Genomic DNA, 24809 nt, shown 5'->3' with positions numbered 1-24809 from the left:
CCTTTTCAGGCTCAAGCTATGTGCTGACGTGGCACAGTTCCAGCGCCGCAGACCGGACAATCGTCCCGGCGGTGCAGGTGAACCTTGCGCGTCTCGCCATAGAGCGCGTCGTAAATAAGCATGTCGCCACGAAGCGAAGCCCCGGCGCCGGTGATCAGCTTGATCGCCTCATTGGCCATCATCGCCCCTACCACCCCCGGCAAAGTCCCCACTACGCCAGCCTCAGCGCAGGACGGGGCAAGACCCGGAGCCGGGCGCGTGGGGAAGATGCATTCATAGCACGGGCCACCTTGGGCGGGGTCGAATACGGAAAGCTGCCCTTCCCACTGGCTGAGCGCGCCCGAGATGAGCGGTTTGCCAAGCTCGGCTGCAACCCTGTTGGCCAGATACCGCGTGTCGAAATTATCGGTCCCATCGAGGATCACATCAAAATCCGCGACAAGGTCCCGCGCCACGCTGTCATCGAAACGCCGGTGGTACGGCAGGACGTCGATATGTGGATTGAGTGCACGAAGAGCGACCTCAGCGGAAAAGACCTTGGGCATACCGGTCCGCGCATCAGTATGGATCACCTGCCGGTGAAGGTTGGAAAGCTCCACCTCATCATCGTCGACTATTCCGATGGTGCCGATCCCTGCGGCCGCGAGGTATTGCAGCGCGGGCGCGCCGAGCCCCCCCGCTCCGAGCACTAGAACCCGCGCGTGTTTCAGCGCTTTCTGACCCGGCCCGCCAACCTCGCGCAGAACGATATGGCGGGCATAACGTTCCAGCTCCGTTTCGCTGAACGTTCCCTTCGGTGTCTGCGGCACCGAGGCCGGTCGCGCACGGTTTCTGATCCGGGACAGAAGCGCCCGATACCCCCAAACCATTGCGGCAAATCCACCCAGTATCAGCCAGCCCGCCGCGCTGCCCCCTGTAGCCTGCCGCAACGACGCACCTTCGGGCAGTGTCAGATTGACGAGTACCACCATGATGTAGAGGAGCAGAAGCAACAGCCATCGCTGCCGGCGCGATGCTCCCATCAGGTGCCCCAGCCCCCAGATCGCCGCCCCCAGTGCCAGAACAAAGAGCATCAGCCCCGGCCCGTTGAGCCAAAGCCGCCCTCGCCTCGGACCGTTTCCGAGAGGGTGTCGACGATCCTGAAGCCAGCCTGAAGGACAGGTGCAACCACCATCTGCGCAATCCGCATTCCGTGGGTGACTGTGAACGCTTGGGTTCCCGCATTCATCACGATGATACCGAGCGGCCCGCGATAATCGCTGTCGATGGTGCCCGGACTGTTGGGCAGGGTGATCCCGTTCTTTAGAGCAAGCCCCGAACGCGGCCTGAGTTGCACCTCGTACCCCTCGGGTATGGCGAGGCGAAGCCCCGTCGGGATCAGCGCGCGTTCGCCCGGCGAAAGCTCTACCTTGCCGCGATCGGGGAAGTTGGCCCGCAGATCGGCCCCCGCGGCCCCCTCACTCTCATAACGAGGCAGACCTAGCGACGCGTCGGCCCCCTCTTCCCAGAGCAGTTCCACTGTCACGCTCACGAAAGCGACTCCGCGATCCGTGCGGCCAGCTTTCGCGCAACCTCATCCTTGCCCATGCGCGGCCATTCTTCCGCGCCGTCCCCATCAATAAGGGTGATCGCATTCTCGCTCCCCCCCATGATGCCTGTACCGGGAGAGACATCGTTGGCAACGATCCAGTCGCATTCCTTGCGTGCGCGCTTTGCCGTGGCGTGGGATACGACGTCGTCAGTCTCCGCCGCAAACCCGACGACGAGCCGGGGGCGTTGCTCTGATCGGCACACCGTGGCGAGAATATCGGGATTCTCTTCAAAGCTGAGGCTGGGCAACGTGCCCTTCTCCTTCTTTATCTTTGACATGCTCGCCTCTTTCACGCGCCAGTCAGCGACGGCCGCGGCAAACACGCCCGCATCGGCGGGAAGGGCGGATTCCACCGCTGCGAGCATCTCGCGCGCCGTTTCCACCCGCATCACTTCGACGCCAACTGGCGGTGGCACGTCTGCTGGACCGGTGACAAAGACCACCTCCGCCCCCAGCGCGGCAAGCGCACGGGCGATGGCCGTCCCCTGTGCACCCGAGGACCGATTTGCGATATACCGGACCGGATCAATCGGCTCATGCGTTGGCCCAGAGGTCACGATGATCCGCCGGCCTGTCAGGCTGCCCTGTTCAAAGGCGCGTTGGATGGCGTCCACGATCTCCATCGGCTCTGCCATGCGGCCCGGCCCATATTCACCGCAGGCCATGCTGCCCTCATTCGGCCCGACCATGCGCACCCCATCGCCGCGCAATACGCCGAGGTTGCGCTGTGTCGCAGGATGGTCCCACATGCGCACGTTCATTGCTGGCGCCACCAGAATAGGCGTGTCCGTCGCGAGTAATAGTGTGGAGGCAAGATCATCCGCCCGCCCCCCTGCCATCTTGGCCATTATATCCGCCGTCGCAGGTGCGACCACGACCAGATCCGCGACGCGCGACAGCTGGATGTGGCCCATTTCCGCCTCTGAAGTTAGATCAAAAAGCTCCGAATGGACGGTCTCTCCGGCAAGTGCCGCCACGGAAAGGGGTGTGACGAACTCTGTTCCCGCGCGCGTTATGACCGGCGTGATCGACGCTCCACGCTCTTTGAGCCGCCGGATGAGGTCCAGCGTCTTGTAAGCGGCGATCCCGCCACCGATGATGAGAAGAATGCGTTTGCCTGCAAGCATGTCGCCCCCCTGCGCCTCGCGGCAACTTAGGCGCGGCGCCGAGGAGGCGCAACTAGCGGAAGGCGAGACAGGGATCTTCGCGTTCGGGCGCGGGGGCGTCAAACACCCTGTCAAAGCGCCCGGGCGGAACCTGCCCATCCTCGGATTGACCAAAGGTGGTCACCAGTATGTCAGGCGCGGCGCGCGATATTACGGCGGGCACGCCCCAGTCAGCACGGGCATGTCCATTCCCGGTAATGACAACGACCTGACCGCCCGTTTCCTCCAGTGCCCGGAGCGCAGATCGGGCGAGCACCGCATCGCGCAACCGTTGTATGGACACCATCACAGGCAACATCTCTTCGGGAAGCGCGCCGCAATGCGCCTCGCGCTGAAGCTGCTCACGATCGCTCTGTTCCTGTTCCGGCAAGGGATCGAGCAAGCCAAAGCGCTCCGCATCCTCGCCAAACGCCTCATCCGCCCCTGATGCCATCGCAGCACGGGCGACGTCGCGGGGGACCGCGGCGCCATAGATCGCGGCCCCCTCAGCAGCTTCGAAGATGGGATAGTAGAGGGAGAAGTCGGGCCAACCGGTAGAGGCCCATTCCAACAGTTCCTCCAGCGACTGCTCATCCAACCGTTGTTTTGGGATCCGCGCAGCCTGCTCCTCGGTAAGCATCTCGAAAACCACGGCGCGCGGCGCGAGTTCCGCGACGATCCGAGCCTGCGCCGCGTGGTGCGTGGGGTTGTCGTGGGCTTCCCCGAGGATCACGATATCCGAACGCGTTTGCGCCCCCACATGGGAGGCGCAAAGCAAAAGCGATATGACGAGCCATCTCACAGGAGGAAGTGCTGAACTTCCTGGCTCTGGCCCTCAAGGTTTTTGCGCATCTTCTGGAACGCCGCGGCTTCAAGCTGGCGGACACGCTCTTTCGACAGCTTCAATTCCTGACCAAGGCTTTCGAGCGTACGGGGGGCATCGCGCATCTTCCGCTCACGGATAATGAAACGCTCCCGCTCATTGAGGGCGTTAAGCGCCGTCAGCAGCCATTGACGCAGTTGCTCTGTATCATGGCTGAGCTCGACATTTTCCTGTGCCTGTGCGCTCTCATCTTCCAAGGCGTCGATCCATTCGCGACCTTCGTCCTCTGCGGATTGAGTGGCATTGAGGGAAAAGTCCGATCCCGACAGGCGGCCTTCCATCATCTCGACGTCGTGCAGCGGAACTCCGACTTCGGTCGCGATCATCTTGCGCATCTCGTGCCGGTCAAGGTCACGTCCCTCCGATGCGGCTTCACGTTCAAGGCGGGCTTGAACACGGCGCATATTGAAGAAAAGCGACTTTTGCGACGATGTCGACCCGGTGCGCACCATGGACCAGTTGCGCATCACGTAGTCTTGGATAGACGCCTTGATCCACCAGACCGCATAGGTCGAAAAGCGAACTCCGCGATCAGGGTCGAATTTGTCGGCAGCCTTCATCAGGCCAAGCCCAGCTTCTTGGATCAGGTCGTTCATCGGCGCGCCATAGCGTTTGAACTTGGCAGCCATGGAGATCGCGAGGCGCATATAAGCTGTGATCAGCCGGTGAAGGGCCTGTTCATCGCGGTGGTCCCGCCACGCATGGGCGAGTCTCAACTCAGTTTCCGCATCAAGCAACTCTGCTTTCATGGCGCGGCGCGAGAGGGTGCTGTCAAATCCATCAAATGCCATTTTACGAAACTCCCTGATTGAGCCAAATCCGACCGATTGGAGACCGGTAAATTGCCTGCTGTTTCGCTTGCACTACGCGCGGGGCGCGCGTTTTGTTCATTTTCAGGTGACATTTCTTTTGGAAAGGGTGATCACGATTTGTTGAGTCGGCCGCACAATTTCTGATTTCTGTATTCGGCGTCAGGGGTTTAGCCTGAGGGCATCCCTTTGGATTGGAAACCTTGATGTCTTATCTTCTCGCGCTTGGCGATCGTTCCTACTCCTCGTGGTCCCTCAGGGCATGGCTGTTGTTCGAGAAGTTCAATCTGCCGGTTACATGTGTGTTCGGGCGCCTCTATGAGCCGGGGTTTGCCGATATGCTGGGCCAGTTCCCGCCTGCACGTACCGTGCCCGCTCTCGCCCTGCATGGTCATGTCATCTGGGACACGCTCGCCATTGCAGAGGAACTCGCATCGCGGCACCCCAATGTTCGGATCTGGCCCAAGGACCCGAATGCCCGCGCCATCGCGCGCACTCTGGCGGCGGAAATGCACAGCGGTTTCTCCGCACTGCGGAACCATTGCCCGATGAACTTGCGTCTGGCCTATTCCGATTGCGCCCCGACTGAAGAGGTCATGGCCGATCTTGCACGCATTGAGGCGTTGTGGGCTTGGGCGCGTGCGGAAACCGGTGCCACGGGGCCTTGGCTTTGTGGGGAGTATTCGGCGGCTGACGCCTTCTATGCCCCGGTCGCGGCGCGGATTGCGGGGCATAGCCTCAAGGTAGGTCCGGACGCACAGGCCTATGTGACGGCGCATCTGACCGATCCCGCATTCATGGAATGGCGTGATGCGGGGCTCTCCGACGCGCCACAGACACACTATGCACGGGAATGGCCCACGAAGGAGTGGCCAGTCTGAACGCGTTCATCCTTCGGTAACCTTCCCGGGCGTAGGCGTTAACCCTAACCTTGAGGGAGGTGCCGATGGTCGCGCGGATCCATACAGTTGCGTTCGAGGGGGTCGAAGCCCGCCTCGTCGAAGTGCAATGTGCCGTGACACCGGGCTTGCCTACCTTTGCCGTCGTCGGGCTGCCCGACAAGGCGGTGTCCGAGGCGCGGGACCGCGTCAAAGCCGCACTTGCGGCCATGGGGATCGCCCTGCCGTCGCGCCGGATCACCATCAATCTCTCGCCCGCTGACCTCCCGAAAGTCGGCAGCCACTTTGATCTGCCTATCGCGGTCGCGCTTCTCGTTGCGCTCGACATCATCCCCGCAGAGGACTCGCAGGACCTCGTCGCTCTGGGGGAGTTGTCGCTTGATGGTGCGATCGTTCCGGTGGTGGGCGCGCTGCCTGCGGCGATGGCCGCCGCGGCGGAGGACCGCACACTGCTCTGCCCCCGTGCTTCTGCCCCAGAGGCGGCTTGGGTCGGGGCCTGCACCGTTTTCGGCGCGACCACGCTGGGCGAGGTCGTGGCACATTTCACGGGACGCACCCTGATCTCCCCGGCATTACCGGGAGAAGTCTCTCAGGATATACGCCACCGCGATTTGCGCGACGTGAAGGGCCAGGAACGCGCCAAACGCGCGATGGAAATCGCAGCCGCTGGGCGCCACCATATGCTCATGATCGGAACACCCGGCAGCGGCAAATCCATGCTTGCGGCCCGTATGCCCGGTATCCTGCCCCCGCTTACCGCAACCGAAGCGTTGGAAACCTCCATGGTCCACTCGGTCGCCGGGTTACTTGACGAAGGGGGCATTTCCCGCGCCCGCCCGTTCCGAGAGCCACACCACACCGCGTCGCAGGCGGCGATCATCGGCGGTGGGCGTCTGGCCAAACCCGGAGAGATCAGCCTTGCGCACAACGGTGTTCTCTTTCTCGACGAATTGCCAGAGTTTCCTCGGCAGGTGCTAGAGACGCTTCGCCAGCCTGTCGAAACAGGACAGGTCATGGTGGCCCGCGCCAATGCCCATATCCGCTATCCGTGCCGGTTCATGCTGATGGCCGCGGCCAATCCGTGCAAATGCGGCTACATGAGCGATCCCGCCCGCGCCTGCGCGCGCGTCCCGCAATGCGGCGACGACTACCTCGGGCGAATCTCCGGCCCGCTCATGGATCGGTTCGATCTGCGTGTCGATGTACCTCCCGTGGCATTCGCCGATCTGGATCTCCCGCCAAGCGGGGAAACCTCCGCACAGGTGGCGGAGCGTGTGGCGGCCGCGCGGAGTGTTCAGGCCGAACGATTTGCGGATCATCCCGGCATGCGCACCAATGCCGACGCCGAAGGCGAAGTGCTCGAGGAGATTGGAACCCCAGATACCGAAGGACGGGCACTTCTAACCCGCGTTGCCGAACGCTTCGGATTGTCGGCGCGCGGATATCACCGCGTCCTGCGCGTCGCACGGACCATCGCGGATCTGGATACATCGGCAGAGGTGCGGCGCCCGCATGTCGCCGAGGCGATCGGCTACCGGCTCGCAGAGCTTTCCTCGGTAAAGGCTGCCTGAACGAAATCCGCGATTTCGACCAACCCCGCCCGCGCCTCGGGGAACCACCCATCCCCCATGTGCCAGACATGGTGCACCCCATCCCACAGACGCAGGGTCGCCGCAGGTCCAAGCCGTGCGGCCATTCGCACCGCATCATCGCGCAGGATCTCATCTTCGCCCACCTGCAAAAGGACCGGCGGCGGCTTTGGAAACTCGGCATACAGCGGAGACGCGCGCGGATCCTCAGCGCTGGCACCGCCCAGATAGAAATCCACCAATTCGCCGACCCGATCGGCAGGAAGGAATGGATCCCGCTCTGCATTCGACTGGAGCGACTCCCCGGTGCCTGCCAGATCTGTCCACGGCCCGATGACGAAGACAGCCCGGGGAGGCTCCTCCCGCACGCACAGCCCCGCGAGCAGCGACAGGGCCAGCCCCCCGCCCGCGCTATCGCCACCAATCACGATGTCCTCAGCCCTATAGCCCATATGGCGCAAATAGACCCAAGCGGAGAAGGCATCCCCATAAGCCGCCGGAAAGGGAGCCTCTTGGGCAAGGCGATATTCCGGCATCACCACATGCAGTCCGGTCAGCAACGACAACCGACCCAGCATGGCGCGATAGCTGTGCAGACCCCCGGCGACATAACCGCCGCCGTGGAAATATAGCAGGGCGCGGCGTGGCGCGATCCGGCCAACCTGAACACGCGCGAACCCGGCCCTGTCGCGATAGGCAACGAGGCCCGGAGGCGCCAGAAAGAAGCGCGAGCTGCGGGCCATGCCCCGAGCCGCCTCCTCGGGGGTCTCGATACGCTGGAGCGACGGTTTGCCGATCGCTCTCAGCAACAGGTTCGCAAGGCGCAACCGCCGCGAGATCATCTCTCCCGGCGCGCCTCGATCGCCTCCCAGAGCTTTGCAGTCACATTGACGCCGTCAAACCGCTCCAACTCCTGAAGTCCCGTGGGAGAGGTCACGTTGATTTCCGTGAGATAGTCGCCGATCACATCGATCCCTACAAAGATCTGCCCCTTCTCCCGGAGCAGCGGCCCGATCGCGGCACAGATCTCCTGATCTCGCTCCGTCAGGCCGACCTTTTCGGCGCGGCCGCCCACATGCATGTTGGAGCGCGTTTCGCCCTCTGCCGGGACACGGTTGATCGCGCCCACGGGCTCCCCATCCACAAGGATGACGCGCTTGTCGCCCTTGCTCACGGCGGGAAGGAACTTCTGCACGATCAGCGGCTCGCGGGAAAACCCGGTAAAGAGTTCATGCAAGGAGGCAAGGTTGCGGTCGTTCTCGTCGAGCCGAAACACGCCCGCGCCGCCGTTGCCGTAGAGCGGTTTGAGGATGATGTCCCCATGCGTCTTCTTGAACTCCCGGATGGTGCGCAGATCCCGCGCGATTGCGGTAGGCGGCGTCAACTCGGGGAAGTCGAGAACCAGCAGCTTCTCGGGGTAGTTACGCACCCAAAACGGATCATTGACGACCAGCGTGCCCGGCGTCACCCGCTGGAGCAGATGGGTCGTGGTGATATAGTGCATATCGAAGGGCGGGTCCTGACGGAGCCAGACGACGTCCCACTCCGCAAGATCGATTTCCGTCTCTGCTCCCAACTCAAAGTGGTCGCCCTTCACGCGCCGTACTGTCAACGGCCAGCCGCGTGCAATGGTGCGTCCTTCGCGGAAGGAAAGATTGTCGGGCGTGTAGTAGAAAAGCTCATGCCCCCGCGCCTGTGCCTCTTCCGCGATACGGAATGAGCTGTCGGCGTCGATATTGACCGGCCCTATCGGGTCCATCTGGATTGCGACCTTGAGCGCCATGCGCCACCCCCTTTGTCCAAGCCTCGGGCACTACATGGCGCAGCCCCCCCCTGCTTGCAATGGCGATCAGACCCCGAGGTTTTGCAGCACCTCGACGCGCCCGGTACCATCAACCGTGGCCAGATCGATCCGCATGGGCGTCAGTAACCCCGCCGGTTGCCCCCCGAGAAATTCTTCTGCGGCCGCCTGAATACGCGCCAGTTGCGCCGGGCGCAGGCGGCTCGCCCCCGCCCCAGTACGACTGGATTTGACCTCGACAAAGATCAGCTCGGCGCCGATCCGAAAGATAAGGTCAATTTCGCCCCCGTGGCCGCGCCAGTTGCGCGCGACCATGTGGTGCCCGCTCTCCTCGTAGTGCCGCAGGACAGTATCTTCGGCCGCCGCACCGGCTCGTTGGGCGCGTTTACCCCGATCGACGCGGCTCATCTGCCCAAGGCCAAGGCTTGTTGATACACCTTGCGCCTTGGCAACCCAAAGGCCGTGGCCACGGCATCCGCCGCATCGCGCACCGACATCGTTTCCAACGCTTTGGAAAGTGCCGCGGAAATGTCTTCCTCACCGGCCTGAACACCCGTCCCCCGGTCGATCAGCACCACGATCTCGCCCTTTGGCGTCTCCTCCGCGTAAAATTCCGCCAATTCGCTCAGGGTGCCGCGCCGGACCTCCTCGAACTTCTTGGTGATCTCGCGGCAAACCGCAGCCTCCCGCGCCCCGCCCAGTGCTTCCGCCGCATCGCGCAGCATCGCGCCGATACGTTTGGGCGATTCATAAAAGATCAGCGTTCCGGGGACCTCGGCCAGACCTCGCAGCTCTCCCTGCCGCGCGCCCTTTGCGTTGGGCAAGAAACCCGAGAAAAAGAAGCTGTCGGTCGGAAGCCCCGCGATGGACAGCGCAGCAATGAGTGCCGAAGGGCCCGGCGCGCCAGTCACATGATGCCCTGCGGCCTTTGCTTCCCGGACAAGTTGATATCCCGGATCGGCCACAAGAGGCGTTCCAGCTTCGGACGCATAGGCAACCGAATGCCCTGCTGCGATTTCGGCCAAGACGCGCTCTCTCGCGCGTGCATCGGAATGATCATGATAGGCCACGATCCGCCGTCCGCCGAGGGGCACACCATGAATATCCATCAAGCGCCGAAGCGATCGCGTGTCCTCCGCAACCAGAACATCGGCAGAGGCGAGAGTATCCAGGGCGCGCAAGGTGATGTCGCGCGCGGTCCCGATCGGCACAGCCACAAGATGCAGACCGGTATCAAGTTCAACCTTTTCGTAATTCGCCACTGGACCCGCCTCCCCCGTACTCTATGATTTCGGCGAATGAAATTCAGGGGGGCTGGCCTCCCCAAGTCGCCTGACAAGGGAGAGCCCGTATCATGTTTGCCGTGTTCCAGCCAATCCGCAATCGCCTCGCGCAGCTCATCGCGCTGCTTTCGATGGTATGGCTCGCCGCCTGCGATCCTTCGGCCTTTCCGACCGCAGGGGGTGGTGGACGCCCGTTCGACGCATCGGAACCGGTTCAGGTGGCCCTTCTGGTGCCCAAGAGCGATCCCGGCGCAAGCTCGGTCGCCGATAGCCTTGAGAATGCGGCCCGCCTTGCCATCGCGGACCTTGAGGGAGCGGAGATCACGCTCAAGGTCTATGATACGGGAGGCAACCCGGCGCGCGCAGCCGATCAGGCCGTGCTGGCTGTGCAGGAAGGCGCACAGATCATCCTCGGGCCCCTCTTTGCAGAGGCCACCAACGCCGCAGCCATTGCCACATCGGGCAGCGGTGTGAACATTCTGTCGTTTTCGAACAACACGACCATCGCGGGTGGCAACGTCTACCTTCTGGGCAATACGTTTGACGACACGGCCCGCCGGCTTGCCAGCTACATGAGCACACGCGGCGTGTCGCGCTACGTCGCCGTACATTCCGAAGCGCCCGCAGGAACAGTGGGCGAAGCCGCGATCGAACGCGCAGTACAAGGGGCGGGCGGTCTTGTCGTGGCCCGAGTCAGTTATCCGTTCAGTCAGCAAGGCGTCGCGTCGGCGGCGAGCCGCGTGGCAAGCGCCGTGAAGGACACCGGCGCGGAGGCCATCTTCACCACGGCAGATGCGGATTCCGACCTTCCCTTCATCCTCTCCTCCCTTCCCGAAGCGGGGGTCGATCCGAAGCAGACGCAGTATCTGGGCCTGACACGTTGGACCGCATCAACCCAGATCCTCGACCTGCCCGGCGCTGAAGGCGGGATTTTTGCCCTGCCGGACCGCCAGCGGAGCGCGGCATGGATCGGCCGCTATGCCGCAACTTACGGAAACGCCCCGCATTCTCTCGCCGGGCTTGCCTATGACGGGATCGCCGCGGTGGGGGCACTTGCTCGTTCGGGGCGGCCCGACGCGCTTGGCCGCGCTGGTCTCACACAGTCTCAGGGCTTCTCAGGCGTCAACGGCGTGTTCCGCCTGTTCCCCGACGGCACCAACCAGCGGGGACTGGCCGTAGCGCAGATCCGCGAAAAGCAGGTAATCATTCTTGACCCCGCCCCAGTCTCCTTCGGTGGCGCCGGTTTCTGACCCGGCCCCACTGACCCAAGACGCCCCCCACCAAGGGCCGATGGCACTCATCGTCCCGCCGGAGGTCGTGTTTGACCGCGTCGCAATCGACGCGGCGATTGCTGACGCCGTGACCCACGCGGATGGCGCGGTCGATCTGCGGCAACGCGTCGTCAAGATCCTGCTCGCCGCGCGGAAGTCTGCGATGGACAGCATCGCCGCCGGGTTCACGGCAAAGCCCTTCTCCGCCCGGCCAACCATCCGCGCCTACAGCTTCCTGACCGATTGTCTTGTGACGACAGCGCTTCGGGTCGCGACGGAATACCTGCATCCCAATCCCAGTCCGACCGAAGGCGAACGCTTGGCCGTCTTGGCGGTTGGTGGGTACGGGCGTGGTGAAATGGCCCCGCAATCCGACGTCGATCTGCTCTTTCTCACGCCCTACAAGATCACACCCTGGGCGGAGAATGTCATCGAATCCATGCTCTACATGCTGTGGGATCTGCGGCTGAAGGTCGGGCACAGCTCCCGCACGATCCGGGACTGCCTTCGCCTTGGGCGAGAGGATTATACGATCCGCACTGCGATGCTGGAGCATCGTTTGCTTGCCGGAGATGCGGCGCTTGCCAGCCAATTGCACGACCGGCTCGTCAATGACCTTTTCCGGGGCACGGAGAAGGATTTCATCGAAGCCAAGCTTGCGGAACGCGACAGTCGCCACGCCAAACAGGGCCAGCGATACATGGTCGAGCCGAACGTCAAGGAAGGCAAGGGCGGCCTGCGGGACCTGCAATCGCTCTTCTGGATTGCGAAATACATCCATCGGGTGCGCGATGCGGCCGAACTCGTTCCGCTGGGGGTCTTCACCGATGAAGAGTTCGATCGCTTCATCAAGGCGGCGAATTTCCTGTGGGCCACGCGGTGCCATCTTCACCTCCTCACGGGCCGCCCGACCGAACAGCTGACATTCGACTTGCAGGTCGAGGTGGCCGAGAGAATGGGCTATACGGATCGCGGAGGTCGCCGCGCGGTCGAACACTTCATGCAAGATTACTTCCGCCACGCCACCGCCGTGGGGGACGTGACCCGGATCTTCCTGACCAAGCTGGAGGCGGAAAACGTCAAATCGGCTCCCCTGCTGGAACGGATTCTGAACCGTCGGCGCAAGGTCCGCGACGGGTATACGGTCGTCAATGGCCGGCTGGGGGTTGAGAACGAGTTCGCTTTCCTTGCCGAACCGCTCAATCTCCTGCGCCTGTTTCAGGAGGCGATGCGAACCGGCATGCTGATCCACCCCGATGCAATGCGGCTCGTCTCCTCCAACCTGCATCTCATAACCGACAGCGTTCGGCAGACCCCCGAAGCGCAGAAGATCTTCTTTGATACGCTGCTCAAGCACGGCAGCCCCGAACGCGCCCTGCGGCGCATGAACGAGCTTGGCTTGTTGGCGGCGTTTCTCCCTGAGTTTGAACCGATCGTCGCGATGATGCAGTTCAACATGTACCACAGCTACACCGTGGACGAGCACACGATCCAATGCATCCGCACCCTGTCGGAAATCGAGCACGGCGATCTGATCGAGGAATTGCCCATCGCCTCGTCGATCCTCAAGGAGGGGATCAATCGCAAGGTGCTTTATACCGCCCTGCTGTTGCATGACATCGGCAAGGGCCGTGAAGAGGATCACTCGGTTCTGGGCGCGCGGATTGCCCGCAAGGTGGCCCCCCGGCTTGGCCTCAAACCCAAGGAGGTCGACACGGTCGAGTGGCTCGTGCGCTATCATCTGCTCATGTCGGACATGGCCCAAAAGCGTGATATCGCCGACCCGCGCACCGTGCGCGATTTCGCCAAAGCAGTGCAGACGAAGGAGCGGCTCGACCTGCTCTGCGTCCTGACGGTTTGCGACATCCGAGGCGTTGGCCCGACCACATGGAACAATTGGAAAGCCGCCCTCCTGCGCGGGCTCTATCGCCAGACACGGCGTGCCATGGAAGGCGGGCTGGAGGCCCTCAACCGAGAGCAACGCGGCTCCGACGCCAAACGCAATCTGCGCGAGGCATTGGCCGATTGGCCGATCCGCGACATCAAGCGCGAGACGGGGCGCCACTACCCGCCCTATTGGCAAGGCCTGCACGTCACGGCCCATGCCGTTTTTGCCAATCTCCTGCGCGACATACACGCCGACGAAGTGGCCATTGATCTGCAGATCGACGAAGACCGCGACGCGACGCGCGCATGTTTCGTCATGGCCGACCACCCGGGGATCTTCTCGCGGCTCGCCGGTGCTCTGGCGCTTGTCGGTGCCAATGTCGTCGACGCGCGCACCTATACCACCAAGGACGGCTATGCGACGGCCGCCTTCTGGATACAGGATGGTGACGGGACCACGTACGAAGAAGAACGCCTGCCAAAGCTTCGCCAGATGATCCACAAAACCCTGAAGGGCGAAGTCATCGCGCGCGAGGCCATCAAGTCCAAGGATAAACTCAAGAAACGCGAGAAGGCCTTCCGGGTCCCCACCTCGATCACCTTCGATAACGAAGGCTCCGAAGTCTTCACCATCATCGAAGTCGATACGCGGGACCGTCCCGGCCTGCTCTACGATCTAACCCGAACGCTGGCCGCCGCCAATGTCTACATCTCCTCCGCCGTGATCGCGACCTATGGAGAACAGGTTGTCGACAGCTTCTATGTGAAGGATATGTTCGGGCTCAAATTCCACTCTCCCTCGCGGCAAAAAACGCTGGAGCGTAAATTGCGCGAGGCAATCGAGCAGGGCGTCGAACGCGCCCTTTCATGACAGGATAGCAGAATGCAACCGATCCGCCTGATGTCGGGCGTTTTTACTGTGGGCGTCTGGACGCTCCTTTCCCGCGTGCTTGGCTTCTTGCGAGACGCGATCATCCTTGCCCTGCTGGGCATTGGCCCGGTCTATGAGGCCTATGTGGTGGCATTTCGCCTGCCCAACATGTTCCGCCGCTTCTTCGCCGAAGGGGCCTTCAATATGGCGTTCGTCCCGATCTTCTCGAAGAAGGTCGAGGGCGGCGAAGATGCCGTCGGATTCGCACGCGATGCCTTTGCCGGACTTGCAATGGTACTCCTCATTCTGACCCTGGCGGTACAGATCGCCATGCCTTGGGCTATCTTGGCGCTGGCCAGCGGTTTTCGTGGGCAGCCGGAGTTTGATCTGGCCATCACCTTTGGCCGGATCGCCTTTCCTTACGTTCTTTTCATCTCTCTCGCAGCGCTCCTCTCGGGTGTTCTCAACGCGACCGGCCGGTTTGCCGCCGCCGCCGCCGCGCCAGTTCTACTCAACCTCATTCTCATTTCCGCGATGGCGGTGGCCTACTGGCTTGGTGGCCCTGTCGCAGATGCGCTGATCTGGGGTATTCCCGTGGCCGGGTTGGGTCAGCTCATATTGGTATGGCGTGCAGCGGCCCGTGCCGGGTATCCCGTCAGGATCGGACGCCCGCGCCTGACACCCGAACTTCGCCGGCTGGTGCGTGTGGCTGTTCCCGCTGCGCTGGCAGGCGGAGTGGTGCAGGTGAACCTCCTCGTCGGGCAGCAGGTTGCCTCCTATTTCGACAAGGCCGTTGGCTGGCTCTACGCAGCGGATCGTCTTTATCAGTTGCCGCTTGGTGTGGTGGGGATCGCGGTCGGGATCGTCCTGCTCCCCGATCTCGCACGGCGCCTGAAGGCCGGTGACACGGCGGGGGGCAGAGCCGCGTTTTCCCGCGCGGGAGAGATTTCCCTAGCCCTCACCATTCCCGCCGCGGTCGCCCTCGTGGTCATTCCCCTGCCTTTGGTATCTGTGCTGTTCCAGCGCGGACAGACTACCGCCGACGACAGCGCCGCAATCGCAATGGCGGTCGCAATCTATGGGCTCGGCCTGCCGGCGTTCGTCTTTCAGAAGGTTCTTCAGCCGCTTTATTTCGCGCGGGAAAACACGCGGACACCCTTCCACTTTGCGGTGGTGTCGATGATCGTAAACGCTGTTCTGGCCATCGGCCTCGCGCCGGTGCTGGGCTGGATCGCCACGGCGCTTGCAACCACGATCGCGGGCTGGGCGATGGTTCTGCTGCTTCACTTCGGGGCGCGCCCCATGGGCGAAGTCGCGCGATACGACGACCGGTTCCGCTATCGGCTTCCGCGTATCTGCGCGGCGGCGGTGTTCATGGGCGCAGTACTATGGGCCGCCAACTTGCTACTCGGCCCGTGGCTTGGCACGGCAGGTTGGCGTTATCTGGCGCTGCTCATCCTGATCGCCTGTGGCACGATCAGCTATTTTGGCGCCGCGCATGTTCTGGGCGGGCTTCCCCTTCGGGAACTGAAACGCGCCCTGCGCCGGTAGACCGCGTGAAAGTGCCGCTCTTTTAGGCGATATCAGGTGAAGGCGCGCATGACCTCACGGCAGATCATGCGCGCCCCCCATGTGATCAGGGGCGCAGCATCACTTTGCCTGCCCGGCCGGGCGTAAGCGCTGCGGTCACCGCCTCGGAGATGTCCTCCAACGAATAGCTGCCCCCATCGTCGAGCATCAAATCGCCAGATGCCGCCAATTGGACAAGCTCGGAGATCAACCGGCTGCGATCTTCGGCAGGCATGTCGCGGCTTACCCGCGCGCCCCAGAACCCCTTGATCGTGATGTGTTTCATGATGATCGTCCCGGACGACAGCGGCATCGGTGCCCCGGTCGCAGTGCCGAAGACCACAAGCTCGCCGTCCACGCCCAACAGTTCGACCAGGTCGGCGGAAATCTCGCCGCCCACTGAATCGATGGCCGAGACCGCGCCTTTTTCACCAAGCAGCGCTCTCGCCGCCTCTACCCAATCGCTGTCGGAGGTCGAAATGACATTCTCGATGCCCAGCGCCTCGAGTTCGGCCTTGGCTTCGGGGCGTCTAACGAGGTTCACAAGGTGAATGCCGCGCGCCTTGGCCAATGTCACCATGATCTTGCCGACCGCGCCGTTTGCCGCAGTCTGTATGACCCAATCACCCTCTTTTGCTTGTAGAAGCTCAAGCAGGGACAAGGCGCTGAACGGCATCGCAATAAGCTGTGCGCCCACCGTGTCGGAAATTGCATCCGGCAGGGGAAGGACGCTATCCGCAGAGGCCGTGAAATACTCCGCCCAAGATCCGTGCACCCCGGCCACCGTCACACGCTTGCCGATCATTGTATCATCTACGCCCTCACCGACCTTCTCCACGAAGCCGAGGGCTTCGGACCCGCCGATTGCACCGGGGAGTTCGGGCTTGTAGCCGTAGTTCCCGCGAACGGTCCACAAATCGTGGTTGTGGATGGGGGAGAGCGTGGTCTTGATGAGTACCTCTCCGCGGCCCGGGTTCAGAGTTTCGATCTCCTGCGCAGAGAGGACCTCTGCCGGGTCGCCGAATGTGTCGTGTACTGCTGCCTTCATGGCGATCATCCTTTTATAGTTTATTTTCAGGGGACAGAGCATGGACCGTGTCGGCCAATGCCTGTTGCAGGGGCGTCTGTTCGCCAGAAAGTTTGACGAGAATGGCCGCCCCCAGCCATTTGGCATAGAGCATGCGCGCCGTCGCATCGGGGTCGTCAAAGCGGCGGATCGACCCATCGTCAACGCCCTGCGCCAACACGGCGGACACGCGGCGCAGAAGCTGCGAAACGCCCTCATCAAGCGTGTGGCGCATCCCTTCCGAAAGATCCGCGACCTCGGCACCCAGTTTAACAACGAGGCATTGCTGTGCGATGCCTTCCGTTCTTCCCTCGGCAAGCCAGGCGGACCAAAATTTTAGTAGCCTGTCTCCTGCCGATCCGGGCCCGTCAAAGAGCGCGTCGATGCGTAGAAGGTATTGATCGACGTAATCCTGCAAAAGCGCCTGTCCGAACGCCTCCTTCGAACTGAAGTAGTAGTAGAAGGAGCCCTTCGGCACGCCACTCTCCGACAGGATGCGCGACAATCCCACCGCGCCGAACCCATGGCGTCGCACCAGGTCCTGCCCTGCGGTGAGGATCTTGCGGCGCGTCAAATCGGATTTTCTTTGCTCTGTCATAAGCAGCAGGTAAGTACAAATAGACCGGTCGTCTAGGTCTGGAACGTGATTTCTTTTACCCCGGCCCAAGACTTGCCGTTTTCGGGCGCGCAATGCCCTCCCCATGCCCGGGGCGCATATGACTATGCAAAACCGGCATTTGCAGTTCGGCTACACCCTTACCTAGGCTGCGCTGCATCCAAGACAGGGAGAAAATAAAATGAATTTCCTCAAATCCTGCGTGGCTTCTGCTGCGCTTTCCATTGCGCTTGCGGGGGGCGCCATGGCCGAAAATACCCTTCGCGTCGCCTACGATGCCGATCCGGTTTCGCTCGACCCGTACGAGCAGCTTTCCGGCGGCACTCTGCAACTCAACCACATGGCCTTCGATCCGCTCGTACGCTGGACGCAGGATCTCCAGTTCGAAGCACGCCTTGCAGAAAGCTGGGAGCAGATTGACGAGACCACCATGCGCTTCAAGCTGCGGGAGGGCGTCAAGTTCCACTCCGGCAACGAGATGACAGCCAAGGATTTCGCCTGGACCTTCGACCGGGTCAAGGAAAGCCCCGACTTCAAGGGTATCTTTGCCCCCTTCACCGCTCTTGAGGTAGTCGACGACTATACGATCGACCTCAAGACCGCGGAACCCTTCCCGCTGGTCCTGCACACCGCCACGTATATCTTCCCGATGGACAGCGCCTTTTACTCTGGCACGACCGAAGACGGCAAGGACAAGGGCGAGATCGTCAAGCACGGCGACAGCTTTGCATCGCGCAACATCTCCGGTACCGGCCCGTTCATCGTGACCGAGCGGGAACAGGGCGTGAAGGTAACCTTCGAGCGCTTTGACGGCTATTGGGATACGGAATCCGAGGGCAACGTGGACGAGATCGTCCTTACCCCCATCAAGGAAGACCCGACCCGCGTGGCCGCGCTTCTCTCCGGGGACGTGGATTTCATCGCACCGGTCCCGCCGACGGATCTCAAGCGCCTCGAAGATGCCGAAGGCGTCAACCTGATCACTATGCCCGGCACGCGTATCATCACGTTCCAGATGAATCAGGAACGCGTCGAGGCCTTCAAGGACCCCAAGGTGCGGCAGGCGATTGACCATGCTGTCAACAACGCCGGCATCGTGGATCGGATCATGCGCGGGTTCGGCACCGTGGGCGCACAGGCATCCCCCGAAGGCTATCTTGGCCACATCGCAAGCCTAGAGCCGCGCTTTGACGTGGAGAAGGGCAAGCAACTGATGGCCGAAGCTGGCTATGCTGACGGCTTCTCCATCACCATGATGGCGCCAAACAACCGCTATGTGAACGACGACAAGATCGCACAGGCGGTGGCCTCCATGCTGTCGCAGATCGGTATCACGGTAGACCTGCAAACCTTGCCCAAGGCGCAGTACTGGCCCGAGTTCGATGAGCGGTCGGCGGACATGATGATGATCGGCTGGCACGCGGACACCGAGGATTCGGCCAACTTCCACCAGTTCCTGACCGCCTGCCCCGACGCAGAGACCGGGAATGGCCAGTACAACTCGGGCAATTACTGCAACGAAGACGCCGACGCGCTGATGGATCAGGCCAACACCGAAACCGATCAGGCCAAGCGCGGCGAACTCCTCCAGCAGTTGGAGCAGATCCTCTATGATGAGGCCGCCTTCATCCCGCTGCACTGGCAGAACCTCGCGTGGGGCGCCAAGGAGGGCATGAACGCCGACGAAATCGTCAACGCGCTCAACTTCCCCTACTTCGGCGATCTGAAGATCTCCGAGTAATCACGACGGATGGGGGCGCCCCGCGCGCCCCCTGACCACCGGCCATACCGTTCGCGCCCACGCGCCATATCACTGTCAACAAGGAATCCGAGGGATGTTTGCCTACCTCGTCAAACGGCTCTTGCAGGCCATCGCCGTGATGCTGGCGATCTCGCTCATTGCCTTTGCGATCCAAGGAAACCTTGGCGATCCGCTGCGCGAGCTTCTGGGGCAATCCGTTTCCGAAGAGGTGCGGCAACAGCTTCGCGAAGATCTCGGGCTGAACGATCCTTTTCTGGTGCAATACTGGCGCTTCCTCGGCAGCGCGCTTCAGGGCGACCTTGGCACCTCCTATTTCTTCAAGGAACCGGCGCTTGAGGTGATCCTGAAAAAGCTTCCCGCCACGATGGAACTCGTCTTCGGTGCGACGATCATCATCATCGGTCTTTCCGTGCCGCTCGGGATCTATACGGCAATCCGGCCAAACTCGATCCTCAGCCGGGCGATCATGGCCATCTCCATCATCGGCATCTCAATCCCGGTGTTTCTGACCGCGATCCTGATGATCTATTTCTTTTCCGTGGAACTGGGCTGGATGCCCTCCTTCGGGCGCGGAGAGACGGTCCACATCATCGGATCATGGGACACCAATTTTCTGACCGTCGATGGATGGGCCCATATCATCATGCCCTCTATCGCCCTCTCCTCCATCATGCTGCCGATGTTCATCCGGCTGATCCGGGCCGAGATGATGGAGGTGATGCAGAGCGAATACGTCCGCTTTGCGCGCGCCAAGGGCATCGCGCCGGGGCGTATCTATTTCGTGCACGCGCTCAAAAACACGCTTCTGCCCGTGATCACCGTCGGCGGCGTCCAGATTGGCACCATGGTCGCCTACACGATCCTGACGGAAACCGTGTTCAGCTGGCCGGGGATGGGTTCGATGTTTCTTGAGGCGGTAAACCGTGTGGATACGCCGCTTATCGTCGCTTACCTGATCGTCGTGGGCTTCATTTTCGTGGTGACCAACACAATCGTTGATCTGATCTATGGGCTGGTCAACCCGACCGTCAAACTCGCGAGGATGGGCGCATGACCGACCAGACCGCCGAAAACCCCGTCATCGCGATACGCCGCCCGTCGCGGCTGCGCGAGTTCTGGGCGAGCAACATCGCCTATTCCTTTCGCCGCAATCCCGTGGCCATCGTCTCCATGGCGATTTTCCTCCTCATCACCGGTGTGGCCTTTTGCGCGCCTCTGATCGCTCCGTTCGATCCCTATGATCCGGCCCAGATCGACATTCTGAACAGCGAATACCCCCCATTCTGGGTCTATGGCGCCCTGCCGGAGTTCAGCCTCGGCACGGATGATCAGGGGCGCGACCTGCTCTCGACAATCCTCTATGGTACACGCCTGTCGATCATAATCGGCGTCTGCGCCGTCGCGGTGCAGGCCTTCCTCGGGATTTCCATTGGTCTCATCTCCGGTTATGTCGGCGGGCGCACCGACAGCGTGCTGATGCGGCTGGCCGATATTCAACTTTCCTTCTCCACCCTCATGGTGGCGATCATCTTTCTCGCTCTGACGCAGGCGCTTTTTGGCTCCGAGATCTTCAGTCGCTACGCTGTTGTCTTTCTGATCGCGGTTATCGGGGTTGCGGAATGGCCGCAATACGCGCGAACCGTGCGTGCGACCGTGCTTGCCGAGAAGAAGAAGGAATATGTCGACAGCGCACGCGTTCTTGGCTTCGGGCCGGGGCGCATCATGCTCCGCCACATCCTGCCCAACTCACTCTCGCCGATCTTCGTCATCTCTACCGTGCAGGTCGCCAACGCGATTATCTCCGAGGCCTCGCTGAGCTTTCTGGGGTTGGGAATGCCGCCGAGCCAGCCATCGCTTGGCTCTCTGATCTCTTCGGGCTTCGACTACATCCTTTCGGGCAGTTGGTGGATCACCGTCATCCCCGGCGCGGTTCTGGTGACACTGGTTCTGGTCATCAACCTGCTCGGTGACTGGACCCGCGACGTGCTTAACCCGAAACTCTACAAGGGCTGACTCATGACATTGCTCTCCGTTCGGGATCTCACCGTAAAGTTTGGCACGCGCGGCACTCCCGTCACCGCGCTGCACGGCATCTCCTTCGACGTGGCGCGCGGCGAACGTGTCGGCGTTGTCGGTGAATCCGGCGCGGGCAAGTCGATCACGGGCTTTGCCCTCATGAACCTGCTCTCGCGTCCCGGCTACATCGACAGCGGCGAGATCCTCTTTGAAGGCAAGGACGTCACCAAGATGTCCGACCGGGAAATTCGCAGGCTCCGTGGAAACCGCATGGCCATGATCTTTCAGGATCCCATGGTCACGCTGAATCCGGTTCTGACCATCGGCCAACAGATGATCGAAACCCTGCGCGCGCATCGCCGGCTTTCCTATGACGACGCGCGTCAGATCTCGCTCGTCAAGCTCAAGGAAGTGTACATCCCCTCCCCAGAGGCCCGGCTGGACCAATATCCGCACGAGCTTTCGGGCGGAATGCGTCAGCGGATCGTGATCGCCATCGCGCTGTTGCTCGACCCGCAGCTTATCATCGCGGATGAGCCGACCACCGCGCTCGACGTGACGATCCAAGCCGATATCATGGAACTGCTTCTGGAAATGTGCCGGTCCAACATGGTGGGGCTGATGCTGATCACCCATGATCTCGGGGTGGTCAGTCAGGTCACCGAACGCACGCTGGTCATGTATGCCGGCCGCATCATCGAAAGCGGCAAGACCCGCGCCATCATTAACGACCCGCAGCATCCCTATACCCAGGGCCTGATCAACGCCCTGCCGCAGCAAACACCGCCGGGCACCCGGCTGCGACAGATCCCCGGCTCCATGCCGACGCTCTCGACCATGCCGCCCGGATGCCCTTTCAATCCGCGCTGCGAATTGGCCACCGACGTCTGCCGTGCCCGAATGCCCGAGATCACCCAGTTCGGCGAGGTTCAGGTTGCCTGCCACGAGGTGAAACGACTGCACGCCGAACTGGCCGAACTGGAGGGCGCACAATGACCCCCGAACAAAAAGACGGGCCGCTGCTGCAAATCCGTAACCTCGAAAAGCGCTTCGACGTCGACAGCGGCTTTCTTGAGAGTCTGAAGTTTCGCGGTGGGAAGCTGCGCCGGGATACGCGCGCGGTGCATGCGGTCAACGATATTTCCTTTGACGTGGGCCGCGGTGAGGCGGTGTGCGTGGTTGGTGAATCCGGCTGCGGAAAATCCACCGTCGCCCGGATGGTGGCGAACCTGCTGACCCCAAGTGGCGGGTCGATCCACTACGACGGTCAGCGCATCGATACCTTGCGGGGCAAGGCCCTGTTGCCGATCCGCAGCAAGATCCAGATGGTGTTTCAGAACCCATATGCCTCGCTCAACCCGCGCATGACCATCGGCCAGACCCTCGAAGAGCCGACACGCTATCACAATCCCGGCCTTGGATCGGGAGAGATCCGCGACAAGATCGCGAAGGTGATGAAATCGGTGGGCATCGATCCCACTTGGGCGGCGCGCTATTCCCACGAATTGTCGGGCGGGCAACGTCAGCGGATCGCCATCGCGCGGGCCCTCACCGTCGACCCTGAATTCATCGTCGCGGATGAGCCGATCTCCGCGCTCGATGTTTCCATTCAGGCGCAGGTGCTCAACCTCATGCTGGAGATGCAGGAAGCGCACGACATCACCTATCTCTTCATCACCCATGACCTGAGCGTGGTTGAACATTTCGGCACCCGTGTGGTGGTGCTGTACCTCGGATCCATCTGCGAAGTCGCCGATACCCGCACGCTCTTTTCCGCCCCGAAACACCCCTATACCAAGGCGCTTTTGTCCGCCGTGCCCTCCCTCAACGACGACAGCCCCAGCCACATCCGCCTCAAGGGAGAGATCCCGACGCCCATTGATTTGCCCCCCGGATGCCCGTTCCAGACCCGCTGCCCGCTTGCCAACGCCCGATGCCGCGTTGAAAAACCTGAGCCATTCGCGCAAAGTGACGGCGCATTGGTTGCCTGCCACGCGGTTGAGGAAGGGCGCACCGATGCAGGAATGACCCTGCAGGAGGCTGTCTGACGTGGAATTCAACTGGCTGAGAGATTTCATTTCTCTCGCCGCGTCCCTGAGTTTTTCCCGTGCCGCCGAAGAACGGCACGTAAGCCAGCCCGCGTTCTCGCGCCGTATTCGCGCGCTTGAAAACGCTGTCGGCGCACAACTGATCAACCGCGACACACTTCCCCTCAGCCTCACTCCGGCGGGCGAGATTTTCCTCGGGCAGGCCCAGAGCATGCTGCGCAAGATGGAAGAGACCATCGAGCGCTGCCAGATTGCGGATGCCGAGGATGCCCGCGTCCTTCGCCTCGCGGCGAGCCAGTCACTCTACACCACCTATCATGGCAGCCACATCCAACCGCAGGTGGATCGGGGGCTGTTGTCGGTCGAGCTGGGCTCGGTCTCCTGGCCCGCTGAAAAGTTCGTGGGATCATTGGTGCAAGGGGGGTGCGATCTCATGCTGTGTTATTGGCACCCCGCCCTGAGCTTCCTCACGCCGCTGGATCAAAAAGGCTTCGATCACATCTGTCTGGCGCGGGACAGGTTCATCCCGGTTGCACGTCCCGGTCCCGATCGCACGCCGCTCTTTCGCCTGCCCAACACAGACAAGAGCAGGGTTCCCCTGATCTCTTACGGCACCGCCTCCGTCCTGCGCCCCATCGTGGATGATTTGCTGATGGCCCATAGCGGGACGGCGAACACCCTGTTGGTAAGTCAGAATGCGCTGTCCAGCTCGGTCAAGGCCCTCATCCTCGAAGGTTTCGGGCTTGGGTGGCTTCCGTCCCGGTTCTGCGACGCTGAACTGGAAAGCGGCGCGCTCGTCCGCGCCGGCGGCCCGGCCTTTGAAACCGATCTGGAAATCCGCCTCTATCGCCGGCGCGACAATACCAAACCGGCGCTGCAACCGCTGTGGGAGCACTTCCTTGCGGAGACCGGGGACGAACCGGTCGCAAGAGCCGGCGCCAGTGTTACGCCGCTGCGGCGCTGAGCGGCTTCTACCGCTGACGCATCTTCGCGAGCAACCGCGACAGTCCCCCGGGTGCGAGGAGGATTGAGAAGAGAAATCCGGTTGCGAAACCGCCCAAGTCGGCGATCCAATCGGAACCACCTCCAAACAGCAACCCGAACAGAAGCTGGATCGCCAACAGCACCCCGACCAGTCGAAACGCCATAAGCTGGGTCTGTCCCAACGCGCCGAGGCGAAGCCACATCAGATAGGTGAAGCCGCCAATGAGACCGTAGACCGAAGGGAAGCCGCCGATGAGCCATCCCTGCTCCGGCCCAAACACCCAAAAGACCAGCGCGCCACCAATTCCCGACAGAATAAAGAGCGCGAGCAGAGCGACAGGGTGAAAGACCTCCCCCACAAACTTGCCCAGTGCGAGCAGAAAGACCCCGACAAAGAGCGTTTGCGTGAACGCCCCGTGGACGAAGGAATAGGTGACGAAGCGCTTGAGCGTATCCAACCCGAGCGCGCCGCGCTCTACCGCGAAGCTCATCCACTCATTGGAAAACCCATAACTGCTCAGCGCTTCGAGCCGCCAGCCGACTCCCCCCGCTCCGCCAATAAGCCCACGGGAGGCAAGGGAGAGGATGATTTCCACCCCGAAGATCAGCAGGAACAGGGCCCAGACCACCGGTGGTAGCGGGTTGACCGGGCTTGCGTCGTTGTCGTGCATCAGGTGCCTCGCTTGACGGGGTTGCGGCGCACCGATAAGCCACCGCAG

General features: G+C 62.0%; 23 protein-coding genes. 11 read left to right on the top strand and 12 right to left on the bottom strand.

Annotated elements, in window-relative coordinates; all coding sequences use genetic code 11:
• Window positions 1-11: 11 nt before the first annotated feature.
• Genes BM234_RS17085 through BM234_RS17065 form a run of 5 tightly spaced genes read right to left on the bottom strand, consistent with a single transcriptional unit; the run spans window position 12 to window position 4410 of the window.
• Window positions 12-1073: a HesA/MoeB/ThiF family protein gene (locus BM234_RS17085; protein ID WP_092066995.1), complete on the bottom strand. Its 1062-nt coding sequence runs from the start codon at window positions 1071-1073 to the stop codon at window positions 12-14.
• The gene (gene dut / locus BM234_RS17080) at window positions 1073-1531 is read right to left on the bottom strand and encodes a dUTP diphosphatase (protein ID WP_425439250.1); all 459 of its coding nucleotides are present in this window, start codon (window positions 1529-1531) and stop codon (window positions 1073-1075) included. Before dut ends, BM234_RS17085 begins: the two co-directional genes overlap by 1 nt.
• Window positions 1528-2718, bottom strand: a complete 1191-nt coding sequence (gene coaBC, locus BM234_RS17075) for a bifunctional phosphopantothenoylcysteine decarboxylase/phosphopantothenate--cysteine ligase CoaBC (RefSeq protein WP_092066994.1) — start codon at window positions 2716-2718, stop codon at window positions 1528-1530. Before coaBC ends, dut begins: the two co-directional genes overlap by 4 nt.
• A 52-nt stretch (window positions 2719-2770) precedes the next feature.
• Window positions 2771-3538 (bottom strand): ChaN family lipoprotein, encoded by a 768-nt coding sequence (locus tag BM234_RS17070; RefSeq protein WP_092066993.1) that lies wholly within the window; start codon window positions 3536-3538, stop codon window positions 2771-2773.
• On the bottom strand, window positions 3535-4410 hold the full coding sequence (locus tag BM234_RS17065) for an RNA polymerase factor sigma-32 (RefSeq protein WP_092066992.1): 876 nt from the start codon (window positions 4408-4410) through the stop codon (window positions 3535-3537). The genes BM234_RS17070 and BM234_RS17065 overlap by 4 nt, the downstream gene beginning before the upstream one ends.
• A gap of 224 nt (window positions 4411-4634) precedes the next feature.
• Between BM234_RS17065 and BM234_RS17060 the strand changes: the two genes are divergently transcribed.
• Window positions 4635-5309: a glutathione S-transferase gene (locus tag BM234_RS17060; protein ID WP_092066991.1), complete on the top strand. Its 675-nt coding sequence runs from the start codon at window positions 4635-4637 to the stop codon at window positions 5307-5309.
• Between the two features lie 65 nt (window positions 5310-5374).
• Window positions 5375-6898 carry a YifB family Mg chelatase-like AAA ATPase gene (locus tag BM234_RS17055; RefSeq protein ID WP_092066990.1) on the top strand — a complete coding sequence of 508 codons (1524 nt, stop codon included), beginning with the start codon at window positions 5375-5377 and terminating at the stop codon, window positions 6896-6898.
• Here BM234_RS17055 and BM234_RS17050 read toward each other — a convergent pair.
• From BM234_RS17050 to rsmI, 4 genes are all read right to left on the bottom strand, one after another.
• Window positions 6859-7758, bottom strand: coding sequence for an alpha/beta hydrolase fold domain-containing protein (locus BM234_RS17050; protein ID WP_092066989.1), 900 nt, complete (start codon window positions 7756-7758; stop codon window positions 6859-6861). The two genes, BM234_RS17055 and BM234_RS17050, sit on opposite strands and share 40 nt — an antisense overlap.
• Window positions 7755-8699, bottom strand: coding sequence for a glutathione synthase (gshB, locus tag BM234_RS17045; protein ID WP_092066988.1), 945 nt, complete (start codon window positions 8697-8699; stop codon window positions 7755-7757). Before gshB ends, BM234_RS17050 begins: the two co-directional genes overlap by 4 nt.
• A 66-nt stretch (window positions 8700-8765) precedes the next feature.
• Entirely contained in the window at window positions 8766-9125 is a 360-nt protein-coding gene (locus BM234_RS17040) for a YraN family protein (RefSeq protein WP_092066987.1), read from the bottom strand.
• Window positions 9122-9979 carry a 16S rRNA (cytidine(1402)-2'-O)-methyltransferase gene (gene rsmI / locus BM234_RS17035; protein ID WP_139226825.1) on the bottom strand — a complete coding sequence of 286 codons (858 nt, stop codon included), beginning with the start codon at window positions 9977-9979 and terminating at the stop codon, window positions 9122-9124. Before rsmI ends, BM234_RS17040 begins: the two co-directional genes overlap by 4 nt.
• A 92-nt stretch (window positions 9980-10071) precedes the next feature.
• Here rsmI and BM234_RS17030 point away from each other — a divergent pair, with 92 nt between their 5' ends.
• From BM234_RS17030 to murJ, 3 genes are read left to right on the top strand one after another with little or no spacing between them, the layout of a single operon-like run.
• Window positions 10072-11250, top strand: coding sequence for a penicillin-binding protein activator (locus BM234_RS17030; RefSeq protein ID WP_092066986.1), 1179 nt, complete (start codon window positions 10072-10074; stop codon window positions 11248-11250).
• A complete protein-coding gene (locus BM234_RS17025; RefSeq protein WP_425439249.1) occupies window positions 11210-14029 on the top strand; it encodes a [protein-PII] uridylyltransferase in 2820 nt (939 codons plus the stop codon). The genes BM234_RS17030 and BM234_RS17025 overlap by 41 nt, the downstream gene beginning before the upstream one ends.
• Window positions 14030-14041: 12 nt before the next feature.
• Window positions 14042-15580 carry a murein biosynthesis integral membrane protein MurJ gene (gene murJ, locus BM234_RS17020; RefSeq protein WP_092066984.1) on the top strand — a complete coding sequence of 513 codons (1539 nt, stop codon included), beginning with the start codon at window positions 14042-14044 and terminating at the stop codon, window positions 15578-15580.
• Between the two features lie 85 nt (window positions 15581-15665).
• On the opposite strand, the gene BM234_RS17015 is transcribed toward murJ, so the two are convergent.
• Both BM234_RS17015 and BM234_RS17010 read right to left on the bottom strand, forming a co-directional pair.
• Window positions 15666-16646, bottom strand: a complete 981-nt coding sequence (locus BM234_RS17015) for a zinc-binding dehydrogenase (RefSeq protein ID WP_092066983.1) — start codon at window positions 16644-16646, stop codon at window positions 15666-15668.
• A gap of 13 nt (window positions 16647-16659) precedes the next feature.
• Window positions 16660-17238: a TetR/AcrR family transcriptional regulator gene (locus tag BM234_RS17010; protein ID WP_342714737.1), complete on the bottom strand. Its 579-nt coding sequence runs from the start codon at window positions 17236-17238 to the stop codon at window positions 16660-16662.
• A gap of 223 nt (window positions 17239-17461) precedes the next feature.
• Between BM234_RS17010 and BM234_RS17005 the strand changes: the two genes are divergently transcribed.
• The 6 genes from BM234_RS17005 (at window position 17462) to BM234_RS16980 (ending at window position 24070) form a co-directional block, all read left to right on the top strand.
• On the top strand, window positions 17462-19021 hold the full coding sequence (locus tag BM234_RS17005; RefSeq protein WP_092066981.1) for an ABC transporter substrate-binding protein: 1560 nt from the start codon (window positions 17462-17464) through the stop codon (window positions 19019-19021).
• Between the two features lie 94 nt (window positions 19022-19115).
• Complete coding sequence (locus BM234_RS17000; protein WP_092066980.1) at window positions 19116-20096, top strand: ABC transporter permease; 981 nt, start codon at window positions 19116-19118, stop codon at window positions 20094-20096.
• Window positions 20093-21055 (top strand): ABC transporter permease, encoded by a 963-nt coding sequence (locus tag BM234_RS16995; RefSeq protein ID WP_092066979.1) that lies wholly within the window; start codon window positions 20093-20095, stop codon window positions 21053-21055. The genes BM234_RS17000 and BM234_RS16995 overlap by 4 nt, the downstream gene beginning before the upstream one ends.
• Window positions 21056-21058: 3 nt before the next feature.
• Window positions 21059-22054, top strand: a complete 996-nt coding sequence (locus BM234_RS16990) for an ABC transporter ATP-binding protein (protein WP_092066978.1) — start codon at window positions 21059-21061, stop codon at window positions 22052-22054.
• Window positions 22051-23106, top strand: coding sequence for an ABC transporter ATP-binding protein (locus tag BM234_RS16985; RefSeq protein ID WP_092066977.1), 1056 nt, complete (start codon window positions 22051-22053; stop codon window positions 23104-23106). Before BM234_RS16990 ends, BM234_RS16985 begins: the two co-directional genes overlap by 4 nt.
• A gap of 1 nt (window position 23107) precedes the next feature.
• A complete protein-coding gene (locus BM234_RS16980) occupies window positions 23108-24070 on the top strand; it encodes a LysR family transcriptional regulator (RefSeq protein WP_092066976.1) in 963 nt (320 codons plus the stop codon).
• A 7-nt stretch (window positions 24071-24077) separates the two neighbouring features.
• Here BM234_RS16980 and BM234_RS16975 read toward each other — a convergent pair whose 3' ends face one another.
• Window positions 24078-24761: a rhomboid family intramembrane serine protease gene (locus tag BM234_RS16975; protein ID WP_092067010.1), complete on the bottom strand. Its 684-nt coding sequence runs from the start codon at window positions 24759-24761 to the stop codon at window positions 24078-24080.
• Window positions 24762-24809 lie beyond the last annotated feature (48 nt).

The sequence above is a fragment of the Poseidonocella pacifica genome, assembly GCF_900111875.1.
GTDB classification, from domain to species: domain Bacteria; phylum Pseudomonadota; class Alphaproteobacteria; order Rhodobacterales; family Rhodobacteraceae; genus Poseidonocella; species Poseidonocella pacifica.
Note: the sequence above shows the minus strand (reverse complement) of the source record. Positions and strands in the feature narration are given on the sequence as shown.